Origin of the sequence: Actinoplanes sp. URMC 104 (assembly GCF_051386375.1) — a bacterium.
Lineage (GTDB): Bacteria > Actinomycetota > Actinomycetes > Mycobacteriales > Micromonosporaceae > Actinoplanes.
The window spans coordinates 1,731,096-1,750,443 of sequence record NZ_JBPQTO010000002.1 but is presented as its reverse complement, the minus strand read 5'-3'; the positions used below and the strand labels follow the sequence as shown (position 1 = coordinate 1,750,443).

16 protein-coding genes are annotated in these 19,348 nt (G+C 72.4%); 8 read left to right on the top strand and 8 right to left on the bottom strand.

All coding sequences use genetic code 11. From position 1 onward, the window contains the following. Positions 1–22: 22 nt before the first annotated feature. The 5 genes from ACSNN8_RS09165 (at position 23) to ACSNN8_RS09145 (ending at position 6,571) form a co-directional block, all read left to right on the top strand. Entirely contained in the window at positions 23–1,108 is a 1,086-nt protein-coding gene (locus ACSNN8_RS09165; RefSeq protein WP_436648213.1) for an adenosine deaminase, read from the top strand. 423 nt (positions 1,109–1,531) lie between these two features. Further along, positions 1,532–5,110: a sensor histidine kinase gene (locus ACSNN8_RS09160; RefSeq protein WP_436648212.1), complete on the top strand. Its 3,579-nt coding sequence runs from the start codon at positions 1,532–1,534 to the stop codon at positions 5,108–5,110. Beyond that, positions 5,107–5,511 carry a roadblock/LC7 domain-containing protein gene (locus ACSNN8_RS09155; RefSeq protein WP_014447580.1) on the top strand — a complete coding sequence of 135 codons (405 nt, stop codon included), beginning with the start codon at positions 5,107–5,109 and terminating at the stop codon, positions 5,509–5,511. Before ACSNN8_RS09160 ends, ACSNN8_RS09155 begins: the two co-directional genes overlap by 4 nt. A gap of 90 nt (positions 5,512–5,601) precedes the next feature. Then, positions 5,602–5,982 carry a DUF742 domain-containing protein gene (locus ACSNN8_RS09150; protein WP_436649481.1) on the top strand — a complete coding sequence of 127 codons (381 nt, stop codon included), beginning with the start codon at positions 5,602–5,604 and terminating at the stop codon, positions 5,980–5,982. A gap of 1 nt (position 5,983) precedes the next feature. Continuing rightward, complete coding sequence (locus ACSNN8_RS09145; RefSeq protein ID WP_436648211.1) at positions 5,984–6,571, top strand: GTP-binding protein; 588 nt, start codon at positions 5,984–5,986, stop codon at positions 6,569–6,571. Positions 6,572–6,649: 78 nt separating this feature from the next. Here the strand turns inward: ACSNN8_RS09145 and ACSNN8_RS09140 are convergent, their stop codons facing one another. Then, entirely contained in the window at positions 6,650–7,342 is a 693-nt protein-coding gene (locus tag ACSNN8_RS09140) for an HAD family hydrolase (protein ID WP_436648210.1), read from the bottom strand. Positions 7,343–7,404: 62 nt separating this feature from the next. Here ACSNN8_RS09140 and ACSNN8_RS09135 point away from each other — a divergent pair, with 62 nt between their 5' ends. After that, positions 7,405–8,439, top strand: a complete 1,035-nt coding sequence (locus tag ACSNN8_RS09135; protein WP_436648209.1) for a phosphotransferase family protein — start codon at positions 7,405–7,407, stop codon at positions 8,437–8,439. On the opposite strand, the gene ACSNN8_RS09130 is transcribed toward ACSNN8_RS09135, so the two are convergent. After that, entirely contained in the window at positions 8,367–8,825 is a 459-nt protein-coding gene (locus tag ACSNN8_RS09130; protein ID WP_436648208.1) for a DUF2000 domain-containing protein, read from the bottom strand. The two genes, ACSNN8_RS09135 and ACSNN8_RS09130, sit on opposite strands and share 73 nt — an antisense overlap. 106 nt (positions 8,826–8,931) lie before the next feature. Between ACSNN8_RS09130 and ACSNN8_RS09125 the strand changes: the two genes are divergently transcribed. Both ACSNN8_RS09125 and ACSNN8_RS09120 read left to right on the top strand, forming a co-directional pair. Further along, positions 8,932–9,390 carry an Lrp/AsnC family transcriptional regulator gene (locus ACSNN8_RS09125; RefSeq protein WP_436648207.1) on the top strand — a complete coding sequence of 153 codons (459 nt, stop codon included), beginning with the start codon at positions 8,932–8,934 and terminating at the stop codon, positions 9,388–9,390. Between the two features lie 14 nt (positions 9,391–9,404). Continuing rightward, entirely contained in the window at positions 9,405–10,049 is a 645-nt protein-coding gene (locus tag ACSNN8_RS09120; RefSeq protein ID WP_436648206.1) for a 4a-hydroxytetrahydrobiopterin dehydratase, read from the top strand. On the opposite strand, the gene ACSNN8_RS09115 is transcribed toward ACSNN8_RS09120, so the two are convergent. The 6 genes from ACSNN8_RS09115 to deoC all read right to left on the bottom strand — a co-directional run bounded on the left by ACSNN8_RS09115 (position 10,037) and on the right by deoC (position 19,338). Continuing rightward, positions 10,037–11,038: a glycosyltransferase gene (locus ACSNN8_RS09115; protein ID WP_436648205.1), complete on the bottom strand. Its 1,002-nt coding sequence runs from the start codon at positions 11,036–11,038 to the stop codon at positions 10,037–10,039. The genes ACSNN8_RS09120 and ACSNN8_RS09115 overlap by 13 nt on opposite strands. 1,780 nt (positions 11,039–12,818) lie before the next feature. Next, entirely contained in the window at positions 12,819–15,077 is a 2,259-nt protein-coding gene (locus ACSNN8_RS09110) for a transposase (RefSeq protein WP_436648204.1), read from the bottom strand. Between the two features lie 58 nt (positions 15,078–15,135). Further along, complete coding sequence (locus tag ACSNN8_RS09105; RefSeq protein WP_436648203.1) at positions 15,136–16,032, bottom strand: DNA primase; 897 nt, start codon at positions 16,030–16,032, stop codon at positions 15,136–15,138. Between the two features lie 120 nt (positions 16,033–16,152). Continuing rightward, a complete protein-coding gene (locus ACSNN8_RS09100) occupies positions 16,153–16,965 on the bottom strand; it encodes an aldehyde dehydrogenase family protein (protein ID WP_436648202.1) in 813 nt (270 codons plus the stop codon). After that, positions 16,958–18,382, bottom strand: a complete 1,425-nt coding sequence (locus tag ACSNN8_RS09095; RefSeq protein ID WP_436648201.1) for an aldehyde dehydrogenase family protein — start codon at positions 18,380–18,382, stop codon at positions 16,958–16,960. Before ACSNN8_RS09095 ends, ACSNN8_RS09100 begins: the two co-directional genes overlap by 8 nt. 5 nt (positions 18,383–18,387) lie before the next feature. Then, positions 18,388–19,338 carry a deoxyribose-phosphate aldolase gene (deoC, locus tag ACSNN8_RS09090; RefSeq protein ID WP_436648200.1) on the bottom strand — a complete coding sequence of 317 codons (951 nt, stop codon included), beginning with the start codon at positions 19,336–19,338 and terminating at the stop codon, positions 18,388–18,390. Between the last annotated feature and the right edge of the window lie 10 nt (positions 19,339–19,348).

Below are 19,348 nucleotides of genomic sequence, written 5' to 3'. Positions count from 1 at the left end.
CCCCTGCCTCTAGGCTCATCGGATGGCCGCCATCGCATTCTCCGACATCGTCCCGGCGCCGAAGGTGCTGCTCCACGACCACCTCGACGGTGGGCTGCGCCCCGCCACGATCGTCGAGCTGGCCGACCAGGTCGGGCACGAGCTGCCTACGACCGACCCGGAGGCGCTGGGCGAGTGGTTCGTGGCGGCGGCCGACTCGGGCTCGCTGGAACGCTACCTGGAGACGTTCGCCCACACGGTGGCCGTGATGCAGACCGTGGAGGGCCTGCACCGGGTGGCCAAGGAGTGCGCGCTCGACCTGGCCGCCGACGGGGTGGTGTACGCCGAGGTGCGGTACGCGCCGGAGCAGCACCTCGAGGCGGGCCTGACGCTGGACGAGGTCGTCGAGGCGGTCAACGCCGGCTTCACGGAGGGCGCCGCCGAGGCGGCCGCGCAGGGCACCCCGATCCGCATCGGCGTGCTGCTGACCGCGATGCGGCACGCGGCCCGCTCGCAGGAGATCGCGGAGCTGTCGGTGCGCTTCCGCGACTCGGGCGTCGTGGGCTTCGACATCGCGGGCGCCGAGGCCGGCTTCCCGCCCACCCGGCACCTCGACGCGTTCGAATACCTCCAGCGTGAGAATTTCCACTTCACCATCCACGCGGGCGAGGCGTTCGGGTTGCCCTCGATCTGGCAGGCGATCCAGTGGTGCGGCGCCGACCGGCTGGGCCACGGCGTCCGGCTGGTCGACGACATCACCGGCACGCCCGGGGGCGGCGACGTGGTGCTGGGCCGGCTGGCGGCGTACGTGCGGGACAAGCGCATCCCGCTGGAGCTGTGCCCGTCGTCGAACGTGCAGACCGGCGCCGCGGCCTCGATCGCCGATCACCCCATCGGCCTGCTGCACGATCTGCGGTTCCGCGTCACGGTCAACACCGACAACCGGCTGATGAGCGGCACGTCCATGTCGCGCGAGATGGCGCTGCTGTCCGAGGCCTTCGGCTGGGGCTGGGCCGAGCTGCAGTGGCTGACGATCAACGCGATGAAGTCCGCCTTCATCCCGTACGACGAACGACTCGCGATCATCAATGACCTGATCAAGCCGGGGTACGCGAAGCTGCTCGGCTGAGGCGGTCGAACTGTTACAACTCGCGGTCGGTCGGGCGACATTGCCGATTCGGCGGCATTGATCGTCCGTTCGGCCAGAATGGTCGATACAAACACTGCGAAAACCGGCATCTCACCTTGCCGAACGTTCGCAACCGCGACATCGTTCCTCCTGCCGCGATCCTTTACGATCGTGCCGGTCGGATCGGCGTACCCCCGCGCCGCTGCGGCCGCCAGAGTGACACTGAGAAAAGTTCACATATACATCGCGTGACATGAACCGACGACGCGCAATGCAACATCGCGTCACACAACCGGTCCGTGTCCGACGGCTCTTTCTCTTTGACACTCGTCGTGATGGAATCTCGGGGGCCCGACGCGGCAGTCGGCCGTGTGCGGCGCCCGGCGAGCCGAGTGCCGGGGCCCGAATCAGGAGGACGGTGACGTGAGCAAGCGCCCCAAGACGGCGACCGGCGTCATGTCGCGTCTCCGTCGGCCGGCCGATCGGCTGCGAGATCTGCCGATCTGGTCGAAGCTTGGCTTGATCATGCTGGTGCCCACCCTGGCGACGATCATCGTCGGCGTCAGCGGCCTGGTGGACCACATCGAGGACGCCAACAACGCGGAGCGCGCCCGCACCCTTTCGGTGCTGTCGGAGGCGGCCGGCGGTCTCGTCGACCACCTGCAGAACGAACGCGCCTACGGCACCATGATCATGACGATCAAGGACACCAAGAGCGCCGAGTACAAGGCCGCGACCGAGGCCTACGCCGCCGAGAACGCCAAGGTCGACGCGGCCAAGGGACCCTACGCGCAGCAGAAGGCGGCGCTCGACGAGGTCCCCGACAACGTTGACACGCTCCTCCTGCGCCTCGACCGCAACCTCGAGGACCTGCCGGCCCAGCGCAGCCAGATCGCCCTCAAGCGGCCCGGCGCCGCGGTCGATCAGACCTACAACACGCTCATCAACGACCTGCTCGGCGTGCGCGACGTCGCCGCCCAGCTGGCCAGCGACACCGAGCTGAGCGACCACCTGCGGTCGGTCGCCGCGGTCGCCCGCGCGAAGGAGTACGTGGCCCGACAGCGTGACGTCGGCCACGAGGTGCTCGCCGCGCGCGAGTACACGATTCCGCTGCGGAACGACTTCACCGAGGCGGAGCTCGGCTTCAAGCTCGCCGGCGACACGCTGCACTCGGTCGGCTCGGGCGCCGACGTCGCGCTCTTCGACCGCATCGACAATCTCCCTGCCGGCCGCGGCGCCAAGAACTACACCGGCCCGCTCAAGGAGCTCGAGGGGTCGAACGTCCGGAACATCCCCTTCACCTCCTCGGAGTGGGAGAAGGCGATGACCGGATACAGCAACGAGTTCCGGGCAGTCGAGCAGAAGATGGACCGCGACATCGTCGCGCAGGCCACCGACCTGCGAAACGACGTGAACCGGCGGGTCTTCCTCGAGACCAGCGTGCTGCTCGGCATGCTGCTGCTGGCCATCCTGTTCGCATGGCTGGTCGCCCGGTCGATGGCCCGCTCGCTGCGTGAGCTGCGCCAGGGCGCCCTCTCGGTCGCCCAGTTCGGCCTGCCGCACGCGGTGAGCCGGCTGCGTGACCCGCAGCTGTCCACATCGCTCACCCCCGCGCAGGTCGCCGACCAGATCGCCGAGCCGCTGCCGGTGCGCAGCCGCGACGAGTTCGGCCAGGTGACCGAGGCGTTCAACGCGGTCCACCTCGAGGCCGTGCGCACCGCCGCCGAGCAGGCCGCCCTGCGGGCCTCGGTCGCGACGATGTTCGTCAACCTCGCCCGCCGCTCGCAGATCCTGGTCGACCGGCTCATCGGCCACCTCGACCGCCTGGAGCGCGGCGAGGAGGACCCGGACCGGCTGGCCGAGCTCTTCCAGCTCGACCACCTCGCCACCCGGATGCGCCGCAACGACGAGAACCTGCTGGTGCTCGCGGGCGCCGACTCGACCCGCGTGCAGCGCGAGCCCGCCGCCCTGATCGACGTGCTCCGCGCCGCGCAGTCCGAGGTCGAGCACTACACCCGCATCGAGTTCGGCATGATCGACCGGGACATCGAGGTGGCGGCGCACGCCGTCAACGACATGGTCCACCTGGTCGCCGAGCTGTTCGACAACGCGACCGCCTTCTCCCCGCCCAACTCGACGGTCATCGTCGAGGCCCGGCGGCTGGGCGACGGCGCGTTGCTCTCGGTCGAGGACCGCGGCATCGGCATCAGCCGCGAGCAGCTGCGCGAGCTCAACGACCGGCTCGCGAACCCGCCGACGGTCGACGTGGCGGTCTCCCGCATGATGGGCCTGGTCGTGGTCGCCCGGCTGGCGAACCGGCACGGCGTCAAGGTCGAGCTGCGCCCCGCCGACACCGAGCGCGGCACGGTGGCCGAGGTCGGCCTGCCGATCTCCGTTCTCACCCCCGGCCAGGGCCAGCCCGCCGTCGGCGGTGGCCGCATGCAGGTCGGCGCCGGCTACGACCAGCAGGGCCGCCCGGGTGCGCCCGAGCCGCTCGCGCTCGAGGGCAGCGGCCGCGGCGGCTTCCCCACCGGCCGCCCGTTCGACCCCAACCCGCCGATGAACTCCGGCGGCATGCTGGGCACCAACGGCAGCTCCGTGCCGGCGTGGTCGGACCTCACCGGCGTGCAGAGCAACGGCTTCGGCGTCAACGGCTCGTCCAACGGGCTCAACGGCGGCGCCAACGGCAGCAACGGCTTCTACGGCCCGCGCAGCAACGAGGCCATCCCGCCGCTGCCGGCCGGGCCCACCGGTCAGCCGCAGGGCTTCGCGGGCCCCGACGATCTGCCGCAGCGCCGCAACGGCGAGCAGTTCCGGCCCGAGACCGAGACCAACGGCTTCGGCGCGACCATCCCGCGTCAGCTCCCGGCCAACCCCGAGAACCAGGGACGCACCCCGTTCGTCCCGCCGGTCTCGGCCCCGCCGGTGCCGCCGATCTCGGCGCCCCCCGTGCCGTCCGGCCCGCCGTACGGCAGCGGTCGCCCGGTGTCGTCGCCGCCCGGGCAGGAGCCGCCGGTCTCCGCGCCGCCGGCCGCCTCGTCCGCGCCGCCGGCCTGGCCGCCGGTCGCCCCGGAGCGCGAGCCGCAGACCCCGCACGTGCCCGAGAGCCTGGCCGCGGCGCTCGACATGACCGCCGAGCTTCCCCGGTACCGTCCGGAGCAGCGCGGTGAGCAGCGTCCGCAGGTCGAGCCTCCGGTGAACCCGCAGACCGCGCCCATCCCGTCGTCCGCTCCGCCGGCAGCCCCGGTGTCCGCGGCGCCCACCTCGGGCGGCCCCTCGTCGCCCGAGGCCCAGCGCGCTGCGGCGGCGGCCAAGGCGGCGCACGAGGCCGCGACGGCCCAGGCCGCAGAGGCTCAGGCCACCGCCGCGGCGCAGATCGCGGCGGCGCAGGCCGCGGCCCGCCAGCGGGACAGCAAGCAGGGCCAGTTCGCCGACGAGACGATGGAGCTGCCGATCTTCCGGGAGCTCGAGTCGGCCTGGTTCACCACGGCCCGCCCGGCCGAGGCCCGGCCCGCGCCGAACGGTCTCGACGAGCCGGTCTCCTCGCAGCGGATCCCCACCGGCGAGCCCGCTCGATCGGTCGGCGTGCCGCAGCAGGCCGTCTCACCCGAGTCGCGCGACCGGGATCCGGCTACTGTTGGTGTCGGCGCCGCCAACGGCGCCGCGTCGAACGGCTCCAGCTCCAACGGCAGCGCTGCCGGCAACGCGTGGCGCACCGCTGCCGACGAGGGCTGGCAGGCGGCTCGTGCGGCGGCCGAGGTGGCGGTCGACACGACCACCACGGCGGGCCTGCCCAAGCGCACGCCGATGGCGCAGCTCGTCCCCGGTGGTGTCGACCGGGGCGGGAACTCCGTCCAGCGCCGTACCCCCGAAGGTGTCCGCGGTCTGCTGTCCGCCTACCACCGGGGTGTGCAGCGCGGTCGTACCAAAGAATCGACCAACCCGGAGGAGACTCCGGGAGGGCAGCAGTCCTCGCAGGCTGGCAAGGAGCATGAGGCATGACATCTACGCAGGATCTCGGTTGGCTTCTCGCCAACTTCGCCGACCGCGTTCCCGGAGTCGCGCATGCGATCGCGGTCTCCGCTGACGGTCTGCTCCTGGCGGCCTCGCGGGACCTCCCCCGGGACCGCGCCGATCAGCTGGCAGCCATCGCTTCCGGCTTGGTGAGCCTCACTCAGGGCGCCGCACGGTGCTTCGAGGGTGGCGCCGTGCTGCAGACGGTGGTGGAAATGGACAACGGGTTCCTCTTCCTGATGTCCATCTCCGACGGCTCGTCGTTCGCGGTGCTCGCGGCTCGCAGCTGCGACGTCGGACAGGTGGGCTACGAGATGGCCCTGCTGGTCGACCGCGTCGGCGAGGCGCTCACTCCGGCCCCGCGCTCGGCGGCCGGGGTCCTCGGCTGAACGGGCAACCGGCCGGCGTCTTCGGGCGCTGTTCAAAAAGTTGACAACAAGAGACACTTCTAGGGTTCGAGGAAGGGGTGAGCGGTGACGATGCCCGAACGCGATGAGCCGACCGGCGCGCTGGTCAGGCCGTACGCCGTGACCCGCGGTCGGACCCGTCCGAAGCTTGAGATAGCGCTGGAAGCGCTGGTCGAGACAACCGTGCGCGGGCGGTCGGGAATGAACCGCGGCGGGCAGGGTGGAAGCGAGCATCAGTACATCGCGGCGATGTGCGACGGCGGCCGGGTTCAGTCGCTGGCGGAGATCGCAGCACGCATGCAACTGCCGCTCGGTGTGGCTCGAGTGATCGTCGCCGACATGGCCTCCGACGGCCTGGTCGCGGTGTACGAGCCCACCTCGCTGGAAGACGAGACCGACGCGGTAGGCACGGAACTGCTGGAAAGGGTGCTGAGTGGACTTCGCAGGCTCTGACATGTCGCACCGTCCCGCTGCGGGGCGCGTGACGTCGGCGAAGATTGTGATCGCCGGCGGGTTCGGCGTCGGTAAGACGACGCTTGTCGGTTCGGTCTCCGAGATCACCCCGCTGACCACCGAGGCCATCATGACCTCGGCCGGTGTGGGTGTCGACGACAACCGCCAAGTGCCGGGGAAGATGACGACCACCGTCGCCATGGACTTCGGCCGTATCAGCATCGACCGCGACCTGATCCTCTACCTGTTCGGCACGCCCGGGCAGACGCGGTTCTGGTTCATGTGGGACGAGCTGGTGCGTGGCGCGATCGGCGCGGTCGTCATGGTGGACACCCGGCGTCTCGCCGACTGCTTCGCCGCGATCGACTTCTTCGAGCACCGTCGCCTGCCGTACCTGGTGGCGATCAACTGCTTCGACGGCATGCAGTATCACAATGCCCAGGACGTCCGCGACGCGCTGGCGATCGCGAGTGACGTCCCGGTCGTGAGCTGCGACGCGCGCAACCGCGAGTCGACGAAGAACGTCCTCATCTCGCTGGTCGAGTATGTGCTGACGATGCGTCGGACACGCGCGGTGGCGCCCGCCTGACCTACGGTCGAAGCCCCGCTCCGCGAGCCGGAGCGGGGCTTCGTCGTGTCCTCACCCCGGCCCGGCGACCGCTGGCGATCACCCCGGTGCGACGACCGCGGGCAGCTCGGCCAGGTCGTCGATGACCGAGCCGGGACGGTACGGGTCGGGGTCGGTGCGCAGGGTCGCAGCCTCCGGCCACGCGGCGTTCGTCACCAGCACCGGCCGCATACCGGTCCGCCGGGCGCCGTCGTGCTCGCGGCTCCCGCCGTCGCCCACGAACCAGCAGTCGCCGGCAGCCACGCCGAGCCGCTGCGCCGCGGTCACATAGAGCCGCAGGTCGGGTTTGCGGTAGCCCTCCTCCCACGAGAAGACCGCCGCGTCCATTCGGGAGGCGTACGGCGTCGTCGGCCACGCCTCGACCAGCTCGCTGGAGCAGTCACTGATCAGCCCGAGCCGCCATCCCTCGGCGCGCAGGCGGTCGAGCAGGTCCAGGGCGCCGGGCCGCGGGGGACGTACGCGCTCGGCGCCCGACAGCTGGGCGGTGACGGCGGCGTCGAGCTGGTCCGGGGTCGGCTCGACGCCGCATCGACGGGCGATCGTGAGCAACGTCTGCCGGGTGCCGCCGTGCCGGCCGACGACGCGTTCGGGGAAGCTGCCGGCCATCGCGGCCCAGAAGACGGCCGGCGGAATGCCGAGCGCCGCGGCGGTGCCCGCGAACGACGCTCTGCGGTGAGCCTCAGCGGCGGGGTCGGTGAGCGTGCCGAAGAAGTCGAAGATGATCGCGCGCACGCCGTCATCATGGCAAGAACTCGCTTGTGTCCCGCCCACGGCGGCGGGAAGGATCGCTCGGCGTGCGCGCCTTTCTGACGATCGACGACGTGACCGGCCTGGTGGCGGAGCAGTTCGGCAGCGATCGTCGGGTGACGATGCTGGAGCGGCTCGCCGGGGGCACCAAGAAGGGCGTCTACCGGCTGCGCCTCGACGACGGGCAGGCGGCGATCCTGTACGTGTGGGCGGCTGCGGAGAACTACTGGCCGGCGTCCGAGACGGTGCCCGACGACCCGTTCACGGACGCCACCGGGGCGGAGCTGTTCACGGTGAACTCCGCGGCGCTGACGCGGGCCGGCGCCCGCGTACCGGAACTGCTGATGGTCGACCGCGGGCGGCGGCACCTCGACGCCGACCTCGTGCTCGCCGAGGACCTGACCGGCGGAACGCTCGAGGCGCTGATGGAGCGTGATCCGCGGGCGGCGGCCGGGCCGCTGGCCGAGCTCGGAGCCATGCTGCGGCGCATGCACACGACGTACGGGCCGGAATGGGGCCGGCTCGCGACGAGCACACCTCAGCGCCGGACGCCCGAGGAGATGATCCTGGCCCGCGCGCTCGGCCACCTCGCCCAGGCGGCTCCGCGCGACCAGCGGCTCGAGGCGGCCCGCCCGCGGATCGAGGAGCACCTGCGGGCGCTGCGCGGTCGTGTCGCGGCACGCCGGGAGTTCGCCCTCGTACACGGGGAACTGGGGCCCGACCACGTGCTGCTGGGGCCGGCCGGGGAGCCCGTGCTGATCGACATCGAGGGGGTGACGTTCTTCGACGCGGAGTGGGAGCACGCCTTCCTGCAGTTGCGCTTCGGTCCGGCGTACGCCTTGCTCGGTCCTGTCGACCTCGATCCGCGGCGCCTGGAGTTCTATCGGTTCGCGCAGGTCATCGGTCTGATCGAGGGGCCGTTGCGGATCGCCGGCACCGACTTCCCCGACCGGCAGTGGATGCTCGACCTGGCTGAGCTGAACATCCGCAAGGCGCTCGCGGCGATCGGTCAGCCCAGCAGCGGCAGCTTGCCGACGAGCTTGTCGACCGGGTTGCGCGGGCCGACGATGCTGACCGCGTAGTAGTCGAGGCTGTCCGCCGCGGTGCTGCCCACGGCCTCGAGGTACTCGGTGTAGACCCGGGTGTGCTGCGCGGCGGCGGGCATGTCGGCGACGAAGAAGTCGGCGCGGGCGGCGGCCTTGGCGCGGATCGTGCGTAGCGTGGCCGCGTCGGCGGCGAGCACGGTGCAGCCCGCCCACGGGAGGCCGGGGTGCGCGATGCCGTCGGCGTCCACCGCGTCGTCGCCCAGCAGCCCCGGCACCGCGCGCGAGGTGGCCGCGGCGGTGCAGATCGCGGCGTTGGCGGCCCGTCCGGCGGGCAGGTCGCCGTCGACCACCACGACCCACTTGAGGCGGGCGGCTCGGGTGGGCGCGCTCTGGTCGATCTCGTCGGTGGCGAATCCGATCATGTCTGAACCCATCTGTGCATGTATCCGGCGTGCAGGCGAAATGCTAGGCAGGTGTTAGGTTGCGCTGCAACGAATCCGTACATGTATCGGAAAAGGAGCCCGAACCGTGGATCTGGACGAACTTGATACGGCGATCCTGCGGGAACTCCAGTCGGATGCACGGAAGACCAACCGTGAGGTCGCCGCGGCCGTCGGGGTGTCGCCGACCACGGCACTCGACCGCACGCGGGCGCTGCGCAACCGGGGCGTGATCCGCGGGGCGCTTCTCGACGTGGACCTGCGCTCGATCGGCCGGCCGGTGCAGGCGCTCATCGCCATCCGGATCCGGCCGCCGTCGCGCCGCACCATCGAGGCGTTCCGCGAATGGGTCTGCACGCTGCCCGACACCCTGGGCCTGTACGTGACGACGGGCACCGACGACTTCATCGTGCACGTCGCCGTGCCCGACAACGACAGCCTGTACGAGTTCGTGATCGACCGGCTCACCCAGCGGCCCGAGGTCGCCGACGTGCGGACCTCGATCGTCTACGAGCACATCCGCAACAACCGGATCCGGCCCGCGTAGGCCACGATGGGCGGATGAGCAAGCTCGATGGAAACCAGATCGCGGCGGAGAACCTGACCGGCTGGGTGTACCTGCCCGGCGGCCTGCACACCAGGATCCGGACCGGCGACTTCCGTACGGGGCTGGCGCTGGCCGACGCGATCGGCGAGGTGGCCGAGCAGATGGACCACCACCCCGACCTCGACCTGCGCTACCCGGCCGTCCACATCCGGCTCACCAGCCACGACGTCGGCGGCGTCACCATGCGCGACGTCCGCCTGGCCCGGGCGATCACGTCGGTTGCGTCCGCACTCGGCCTGCAGCTGGAGGCCCGGCTCGTCTCCGTGCTCGAATGGGCGCTGGACACGCCGGAGGCCAAGTCGGTGCGGCCGTTCTGGGCGGCCGTGCTGGCCGAGGCGGACGGCGACGAGCTCGTCGACGAGGCGGGCCGGCTGCCCACCGTGTGGTTCCAGCAGTCCGGCAGCGAGGAGCCGAGGCAGCACTGGCACCCCGACGTGTGGATCGACCCGGCCGAGGTGCAGCCGCGCATCGACGCCGCGCTGGCCGCCGGCGGCACGCTGGTCAGCGACGCCGAGGCGCCCGCGTTCTGGGTGCTGGCCGACCCCGAGGGCAACCGCGTGTGCCTGTGCACCTGGCAGGACCGCGCTCAGGCGACGTGAGCCAGGCGGTCCATCAGCCCGCGCAGCTCCGACAGCGCGCGCGGGTCCTGCCGGCGTCCGGAGGTGTCCACGACCTCGGTGACGCCGGCGAGCAGGCGTGCGGCCGCGGCGACGTCCCCCAGCTGTGCCAGGGCCTGCGCGGCGAGCCAGTCGCAGTAGGGCCGTGCCGCGCCCGCCGCGCGCATCTGCTCCACCAGCGTCAGGCAGACCTCGTCCATGCCCGCGGCCAGCACCAGCCGCGCGAGGAAGTCGGTGCCGTGCAGCCACTCCGGCGTACCCGGAAACAGCTCGCGCAACGTCTCGAACGTGTCGGCCGCCTCCTGCCTGCGCCCCGCCCCGACCAAGCTGCGCCCCAGGTCGAGCATCGCCCGCGCGATCACGGCCCGGTCGGCCCCTCGCCCCGCCGCCGCCTGAAGCTCGAGCGTCCGCCGCGCCAGTGCGGCGTTGCGCAGCGCCTTGGCCGTCCTCGTCCCCGCGTCGGCGTATCCGTGGTGCTTCAGCACGATGGCCTCCCGAGGAGCCAGGGCCACCCCGGGCGTACGGCCTTGCGCCCCCACGAGCCGCTCGTGCACCCGCCCCTCCCACCGGACGACGCCCGGCCGGTGCAGGTGGGTCGCGGTGTTCGTGTACGGCAGCTCGTCGTGCGCGTTGTCGACCTCCACCTCCAGAACGTCCGCCTGCGCCCCCTTCAGCAGCGCCCGGAGCCTTGTTGGATCCCCCACGTAGCGCTGGTCCGCGTCCACCGTCAGCACCCAGGAGGCGCTCCACCCGTCCAGGGCCGCGTTACGCGCCGCGGCGAAGTCGTCCGTCCACCGGCCGAGGGTCACCTTCGCGCCCAGCTCGACGGCGATCTGCGGCGTCCCGTCCGCCGAGCCGGTGTCGTACACGCGGATCTCGTCCACCACGCCCTGCAGCGACGCCAGGCAGCCCGGCAACTCGGCCGCCTCGTCCCGCACGATGAGGCCGGCCACCAGAAACGGAATGCTCATCCGTCCATGCTGCGTTGCGCCCTCCCCGAGCGGACCGATTCCCCGAAACGCCCCCTCCCGTGGGCAAGCTGCGATTACCGCGGTGGGGCGAGTCTGGGGCGTCGGCGGGCCGACCTGTTCCCCGAAACGCCTCCTCCGATGGGCGAGCGGCGATCACCGCGGTGGGGCGAGTTCGGGGGGTCGGTGGGCCGACCTGTTCCCCGCAACGCCTCTTCGCATGGGCAAGCTGCGATCACCGCGGTGGGGCGAGTCCGGGGGGTCGGCGGGCCGACCTGTTCCCCGCAACGCCTCCACCCCCGGGCTAGCCGCGATCACCGCGGTGGGGCCAGTCCGGGGGTCGGCCGGCCGACCTGATGGGCGGCCGAGCTGTAGAGAGGCTCCGGCCGGCTCACGCGGTGAGTGGCGTTGGCCGCGCGTAGCGGACGAGGGTGTGGCGCGGCTTAGGAACGCCGAGATGTCCGGCTCTGGCGGCCGGGCGGCAGCGCAGGCCGTCGGCGTCCACCTGGCTCGGCTGGATGGGTGGTGGCGCGGGCCGGAGGCAGGGGGTGCCCATGTGGCTCGGCTGGTGGGGTGGTGGCGCGGGCTCCGAACGGGGAGTGCCTATCTGGCTGGGTGGGTGGCAGCGCGCGCCAGAAAATGCCGGGACTGCCGGCCGGGTGACGGCTGGACGTGGCCGACCTCGACCCGGCGTTCGTCCCGCCCGCCGCGATCGACCGCTGGACCGCAGGTGGCAGGGGTGGTAGAGGTCGGCGGACATCGCGGAGTGCTGGGCCGAGCCGACTGGGTGAGCCCGGAAGTGCTTCCGGCTGCGCCGCCTGGGCGGCTCGGTGCCGGGCCGAATCAACCGCGGAAGGGGGCGGCTGGGAACGCGCTCGGCTGCGCCGACTGGGTGGCTTGGTGCCGGGCCGAGCGAACGGCGTAAGGACGAGGCCGGAAACGTGCCCGGGCGGCTCGGTACCGGGGCGGGGAGCCGTGCAAGGAGGCGGGGACGCATTCGGCTACGCCGACGGGGTGATCCGGTGCCGGGCCGAACGAACGGCGTAAGGGGGAGGCCGGGAACGCGCTTAGATGCGCCGACCGGACGGCTCGGTACCGGGGCGGGGAGCCGTGCAAGGAGGCCAGAAACGCCTTCGGCTGCGCCGACTGGGTGATCCGGTGCCGGGCCGAACGAACGGCGTAAGGAGGAGGCCGGGAACGCGCTTAGGTCCGCCGACCGGGCGGCTCGGTACCGGAGCGAGGATTCGTGCAAGGAGGCCGGGAACGCCTTCGGCTGCGCCGACTGGGTGATCTGGTGTCGGGCCGAACGAACGGCGTAATGGGAAGCCGGGAACGCGCTCGGGTGCCGCGCGTGGGTGGCTCGGTACTGGGCCGAACGAACGGCGTAGGGGTGGCCAAGAACGCGCTGGGCTGTGCCGACTGGGTGGTTCGGTGCCGGGCTGCACGAACGGCGTGTGGGGAAGCCGGTAACGCGCTCAGGTGCGCCGACCGGACGGCTCGGTATCGGGGCGAACGAACGGCGTAAGGGGGCGGCCGGGACCGCGTTCGGTTGCGCCTACTGGGTGGTTCGGTGCCGGCCGCACGAACGGCGTAACGGGAAGGCTGGGAGCGCGATGGGCTGCGCGGACTGGGTGGCGCCGCGGGAGTCGACCGTGGGGGAGGCGGGAACGCGCTCGGGTGCGGCGACTGGGTGGCCCGGGCCGAACGAACCGCGTAAGGGGCCGGGAAAGCGCTCGGCCCGGCCGACCGCGCGGGCGGTGGGCCGGGCCGAGGGTGTCGGGGGCTAGCGGGAGCCGTAGCCGGCGGGGTTGTTGCGGATGTCGTCGGCGCCCTCGCGGTCGCGGGTGAAGTCCCAGCCGCCGGCTGCCTCGCGGCCCGGGCGGCCGCCCATGGCGAAGCCGCCGATCTCCTGGCCGCGGCGCCAGCCGCGGAAGTAGCCGGTGGTGTGGGCGGCGATGCTGGCGGCGTCGCGGACGATGCGCAGCGGGCGCTCGTCGCGCAGCGGGGAGCCGGGCACCAGGTTGGCCTGGGGCACCCGCTTGGGCAGGCCGGCCGCGGTCTCGGCGGCGACCTCGGGGGTGGCGGCCTTTTCGGCGGCGCGCCAGCCCGTGTCGTTGGGGTTGGTCCAGTCGAGCTTGTCGGGCGCGTCGCCGTGGCCGGTGAACCACGCCGAGCGGGCCGCGGCGAAGATGAGCAGGTCGCCGTCGTTGCTGTCGGCGGGGACCGGCGGGGTGGTGCTGCGGTCGAGCGCGGTCAGCGTCGTGCTCGAGGAGGGCGCCGAGCTGGACCCCGAGGTGCGGCGGCTGCCGTTGCGGCCCTCGACGAGGCGCAGCGGCGGCGGGTCGGTGACCGCGGGCAGGCCGGCGACGGTGGTGTCGAGGCCGGTGCCGAGCTGGTTCTCGACCAGGCGCAGCGCCGGCGGCTCCTTGGGCATGTCCTGCCACGGCGGGCGGATCCGGCCGTCGGAGGGCGGGGCGCTCGCCGAGGCGGCCGGCGTGGTGATCGCGTCGTCGGCGCCGCCGCTGTTGATCAGCGGCCAGTTGGCGCGCGAGCCGGGCTCGGCCACGGGCTCCTGACCGGGGCGCTGCGTGGGCATCGGCAGCGAGTAGTCGGTGGCGTCGCTCGTGCTGTTCGCCGCGGGGCGGGTCGACGGGCGGGGCGGGATGACCGTGCGCTGCCGCTCGGCGCGGGCGTTGTTGATCGCCGCGTTGGTGAGCGTGGCGCGGAACGGCTGGCCGCTGTCGGCGGGGGAGGTGCCGATCGGGCCGCCCGAGGACGGCGACGACCCGGCCGGCGACACCGAGGCGGCGGGGTACGTCGTGCCGGTCGGCGGCACCGGGGTGCGCGCGCCCGGGCGGGAGCCCGGCGTGATCGGCGTCATGCCCGGCGGGGGCGGCGGCACCGAGACGGGCCGGTTGCCCGGCGCGGGAGCGCGGTTGGGGAACAGGGCCGCGGGCGCGGCGGGCGGCGGCGTGACCGGGCGCGGCGCCAGCGGCGGCGGCATGACCGGGTCGGGCGCGACCGGCGGTGTGGTGAGCGGCCGCGGCATGACCGGGCCGGTGCCGGTGGAGGCGGGCTCGGGGCGGCTGCGCCGGCCGAACCGGCTGCCCTCGCCGGGCACGGCCTGCAGCGGGGCGGGCTCGGCGGCGCGCCGCGTGCGGCGGGTGGCCGGGGCGCTGCGGGAGGCCAAGGTGCCGATGAGCGACGCGCAGGCGGTGTCGCCGGCACGCACGGCGGCGACTGCCTGGCGTACGGTCTCGCCCGCCGCGGGGGCCAGCGACTTGTTGACCCCGCCACGGCGCGGCGACTCGCTGATGGCGACCTGCAGCGCGGTGACCGCGGCGATGATCTCGTCCTCGGTGCCCGCGCCGGCCCGGGTGAGCTCGGCGGCGACCTGCTCGGCGGACTCCTGCGCCTCGCCGTGGGCGGTGAGCCGGCCGGGCTCGGGCAGCGCGTCCAGGACCGCGAGGGCGAGCGGGTGTGCCGGGTCGGGGTAGGCGCGCAGGGCCGCGGGGTAGAGCTCGCGCAGCACCTCGCGCAGCGCCGTGGCGGCCGCGTGCCGACCGGTGAGCAGCGCGACGTGCGCGGCGAGCACCGGCTTGAAGCTGACCAGGTCGCGCGGCACCGGCAGGGTCGTGGCGGTGAGCGCCCCGGCCTGCAGCGCACGGGCCAGGCCGACGGCCCGGCGCGCGGCGGGCGGGGCCTGCATCTCCTCGACGGAGTCGTCGTCGGCGAACCGCTCGGCGAAGTCGTCGGTGGTGTCGTCGTCGGCCACCACGAGCGGCCGGCCGGCGGCGGTGAGCAGGGAGGTGACCAGGTGGTCGTCGCTGTCGGCGGCGACCTCGGCATCGGTGAACCCACTGGTCCGTTCCACGAGCAGCGCGCCGAGCTCGGCGTAGCCGCCGGGGTCGTCGCTGATCTCGTGGACGCCGAGCAGTCGTCCTGCGTCGTCCACCACGGCGATGGTCAGCTGTGCGGCCGAGGCCGCACGCACCGAATCATCGGCCGACGCCAGACCGCAGTACACGCGCACGAGCGCCACGGCGTCTTCTCCTCCCCGGAGTTCACTTGGCCAAGGGTTGATGGTCCCTGGTGAGGGGTCAGTCGCGCCAGTCCACAGCTGCGGAGATCTTGCCGATTACCGAGCGCCAGCCGAGACTTGCCTGTTGTGCCCCGATTTTCTTCAGTCGGCGCCGACCGAAGAAGCCGCCCATGCCACCGGTTTCCGCGGCTCGCAAGGACTCGTCGAGGTCGTCGAGCGGTGAGCCGGGCGACAGGGCCAGGATCACCGGCTTGAGCCGGAGCGCGTGACCGAGGTCGCGGGCCACCTCGCCGGCGGCGATGAGCAGCGGAAGATCCCACGTGTCGTGCCCGCCGCGCAGGTTCTCCACCACGAGGTCGAGCTCGTAGCGATCCTCCGGCAGCGGGTCGATGTCGGTCGACTGTACCTGCTCGGCGAGGGTGCCCCAGGTGTCGAGTTGTGCGAGATCGTGGGGAGCACCCGAACGAATGAAGGAGACCAGCGACTCGGGCGTCTTGAAGGCGATCAGGCGGCCCTTGTGGCTGAGGAAAGCGGGCACCTCCTCGTCGTCCGCCTGGGCGGCAGCCTCGTCCGGCTCGTCCTCGAAGTCGGCCGGATCGGGCTCCTCGACGGCCGTTCCGTCCTTGTCGCGGTCGCGGTCGCCGTCGGCCTCGCCCTGGGCCAGCAGCGCCTGGAACTCCTCGTCGACGATGACGCCCTCGCCGTCCTCGTCCTCGTCGGCCCGGCGTGCGGCGCGACGGGCCTCGAACGGGTCGTCCTCGTCGACCGCGACCTCGGTGGGGGTCAGCTCGGACGCCTTGCGGTAGGCCCGCAGGGTCAGCGCCACGCCACCGGGCAGCGCGATCTCGACCGGCTCGACGCGCACGTGCTCCCAGAGCGCACGCCCGGAGAGTCCGGCCTCGGACTGCGCGGCCACGGGGGCGGACGCCTCGGGCTCGTCGGACTGGCTGGTCACTGCGACCTCCGGGGATGTTCTGGTCTATGGGACGGGTGATTCTGCCGACACACCCTAGTGGGCGAGCCTGGACGCGGGCTGACCGTCCCCCGCACTTCCACAATGTCCGGTAGGAAACGGTCAGAAACCCTTCGGGTGCCAGACAGTTTTGATCTCCAGCAATGCGGTCATCGGCCCGGTGCCCGGGTCGTCCGTGTAGTCAACGCCCGACACCGGCCGAACGACCCGCTTGAGGGTGCCGGCTGCCGCCCGTTCGAGTTCGGTGGCGAGGTCGTCGTCGTCGACCCCGGACAGGTCGAGCGCATTCACGTCGTCGTGCGAGGCGAGCCACGGCGCGATCTCGGCGGCGTTGCCGGTGAGCACGTTGACCACGCCGCCCGGCACGTCCGAGGTGGCGAAGACCTCGGCCAGGGTGATCGCGGCCTGCGGGAGCGCGGCGACCACGACGACCGTGTTGCCGGTGACGATCGCGGGGGCGATCACGCTGGTGAGGCCGAGCAGCGACGCCGGGGCGACCACGCCGACCACGCCGGTGGGCTCGGGCGCCGAGAGGTTGAAGTAGGGGCCGGCCACCGGGTTGGCGCCGCCGGCCACCTGGGCGATCTTGTCGGACCAGCCCGCGTACCAGACCCAGCGGTCGATCGCGGCGTCCACCTCGGCCGTGGGCACGCCCAGCGAGACGAACTCGGCCCGGCGCGCCTCGAGCATCTCGGCCACGCGGTAGAGGACCTGGCCACGGTTGTACGCGGTGGCCGCCGACCACTTCGGCTGGGCCGCGCGGGCGGCGACCACGGCGTCGCGCGCGTCCTTGCGCGAGGCGAGAGCCACGTTGTCGCCGTCCACCAGATAGGTCCGTCCTGACTCGCTGCGCGGGAACTTCCCGCCGACGTACAGCTTGTAGGTCTTGCGCACGGCAAGCCGGTTGCTAGGCAAGGTAGGCCTCCAGGCCGTGCCGGCCGCCCTCGCGGCCGTATCCGGACTCCTTGTAGCCGCCGAACGGCGACGTGGGGTCGAACTTGTTGAACGTGTTGGCCCACACCACGCCGGCGCGCAGCTGGTCGGCCACGGCCAGGATCCGCGAGCCCTTCTCGCTCCAGATGCCGGCCGACAACCCGTACGGCGTGTTGTTGGCCTTTTCGACCGCCTCGGCCGGGGTGCGGAAGGTCAGCACCGACAGGACCGGCCCGAAGATCTCCTCGCGGGCGATCCGGTGGGCCTGGGTCACGCCCGTGAAGATGGTCGGGGCGAACCAGAAGCCGCGGTCGGGCAGCTCGCACGGCGGCGACCAGCGTTCCGCGCCCTCGCCGGCGCCGATTTCCGACAATTCGGTAATCCGGTCGAGCTGTGCGCGGGAGTTGATCGCGCCGATGTCGGTGTTCTTGTCGAGCGGATCCCCGACCCGCAGCGTGGTCATCCGCCGCTTGAGCGAGTCGAGAAGCTCCGAAGCGATCGACTCCTGCACCAGCAGCCGGGAGCCCGCGCAACAGACGTGGCCCTGGTTGAAGAAGATGCCGTTGACGATGCCCTCGACGGCCTGGTCGATAGGCGCGTCGTCGAAGACGATGTTGGCCGCCTTGCCGCCGAGCTCGAGCGTGAGCTTCTTGCCCGTGCCCGCCACCGAGCGGGCGATCTGACGGCCCACCTCGGTGGAGCCGGTGAAGGCCACCTTGTTCACGTCGGGGTGCTCGACCAGGTAGCGGCCGGTGTCGCCGGCGCCGGTGACGATGTTGACCACGCCCGGCGGCAGCTCGGCCTGGCGGCACACGTCGGCGAAGAACAGCGCGGACAGCGGCGTCGTCTCGGCGGGCTTGAGCACCACGGTGTTGCCGGTGGCGAGCGCCGGCGCGATCTTCCAGGCCAGCATGAGCATCGGGAAGTTCCACGGGATGACCTGGCCGGCCACGCCCAGCGGGCGCGGGTCCGGCCCGAGGCCCGCGTATTTCAGCTTGTCGGCCCAGCCGGCGTAGTAGAAGAAGTGCGCGGCGACCAGCGGCAGGTCGACGTCGCGCGACTCCTTGATCGGCTTGCCGTTGTCCAGCGACTCCAGCACGGCCAGCTCGCGCGAGCGCTCCTGGATGATCCGCGCGATGCGGAACAGGTACTTCGCGCGTTCCGAGCCGGGCAGGGCCGACCAGCTCTCGAAGGCCCGGCGGGCGGCGGCGACGGCGCGGTCGACGTCCTCGGGGCCGGCGAGCGCGACCTCGGAGAGCACCTCCTCGGTCGCCGGGTTGATCGTCTTGAACGTGTCTTTCGCCTCGCCGAACTCGCCGTCGATGAACAGGCCGTACGACGGCGCGATGTCGACGACCGAGCGGGACTCGGGGGCGGGGGCGTACTCGAAGAGCGACATCGGCCTCAGTCCAGCGTGAAGTAGTCAGGACCGGCGTAATGACCGGTGGTCAGCTTGGTGCGCTGCATGAGCAGGTCGTTGAGCAGCGACGACGCGCCGAACCGGAACCAGTCGGGGCTCAGCCAGTCGTCGCCGCAGGTCTCGTTGATCATCACGAGGTATTTGATGGCGTCCTTCGTCGTGCGGATGCCGCCGGCCGGCTTGACCCCGACCTGGCGCCCGTACCGCTCGCGGAAGTCACGCACTGCCTCGAGCATGAGCAGCGTGACCGGCGGCGTGGCGTTGACCCCGACCTTGCCGGTGGACGTCTTGATGAAGTCGGCGCCGGCCAGCATCGCCAGCCACGACGCGCGGCGGACGTTGTCGTAGGTCGCCAGCTCGCCGGTCTCGAGGATGACCTTGAGGTGCGCGGGGCCGGCCGCCTCCTTGACCGCGACGATCTCGTCGAAGACCCGGCCGTAGTCGCCGGCCAGGAACGCGCCGCGGCTGATCACCATGTCGATCTCGTCGGCGCCGCCGGCCACCGCCTCGCGGGTGTCGGCGAGCTTGACCTCGAGCGGCGCCTGCCCGGAGGGGAAGGCGGTGGCCACGCTGGCCAGGTGGACGCCGGAACCGGCGAGCACCCCGGCCGCGGCCGGCACCATCGCCGGATAGACGCAGACCGCCGCGACCGGCGGGCAGGTGGGGTCGGACGGATCGGGCCGCAGCGCCTTGGCCGACAGCGCACGCACCTTGCCGGGGGTGTCGGCGCCCTCGAGCGTGGTGAGGTCGACCATGCGGATGGCCAGATCGATCGCCTGGGCCTTGGCGGTCGTCTTCACCGATCGGGTGCCCAGCGCCGCCGCCCTGGCCTCGATGCCCACCTTGTCGACGCCGGGCAGTCCGTGCAGGAAGGTCCGGAGGTCGGCGGGGGAACCGGGCAGGCCGGACAGCCTTGACGTCGCTGTCGCAGTCATGAGAACGATT

Bases quoted from the DNA above. Each gene is read 5' to 3' on its own strand.
- ACSNN8_RS09165 (WP_436648213.1), top strand. From the start codon at position 23: ATGGCCGCCATCGCATTCTCCGACATCGTCCCGGCGCCGAAGGTGCTG.
- ACSNN8_RS09155 (WP_014447580.1), top strand. From the start codon at position 5,107: ATGACATCTACGCAGGATCTCGGTTGGCTTCTCGCCAACTTCGCCGAC.
- ACSNN8_RS09150 (WP_436649481.1), top strand. From the start codon at position 5,602: ATGCCCGAACGCGATGAGCCGACCGGCGCGCTGGTCAGGCCGTACGCC.
- ACSNN8_RS09145 (WP_436648211.1), top strand. From the start codon at position 5,984: ATGTCGCACCGTCCCGCTGCGGGGCGCGTGACGTCGGCGAAGATTGTG.
- ACSNN8_RS09130 (WP_436648208.1), bottom strand. From the start codon at position 8,825: ATGATCGGATTCGCCACCGACGAGATCGACCAGAGCGCGCCCACCCGA.
- ACSNN8_RS09120 (WP_436648206.1), top strand. From the start codon at position 9,405: ATGAGCAAGCTCGATGGAAACCAGATCGCGGCGGAGAACCTGACCGGC.
- ACSNN8_RS09115 (WP_436648205.1), bottom strand. From the start codon at position 11,038: ATGAGCATTCCGTTTCTGGTGGCCGGCCTCATCGTGCGGGACGAGGCG.
- ACSNN8_RS09095 (WP_436648201.1), bottom strand. From the start codon at position 18,382: ATGTCGCTCTTCGAGTACGCCCCCGCCCCCGAGTCCCGCTCGGTCGTC.
- deoC (WP_436648200.1), bottom strand. From the start codon at position 19,338: ATGACTGCGACAGCGACGTCAAGGCTGTCCGGCCTGCCCGGTTCCCCC.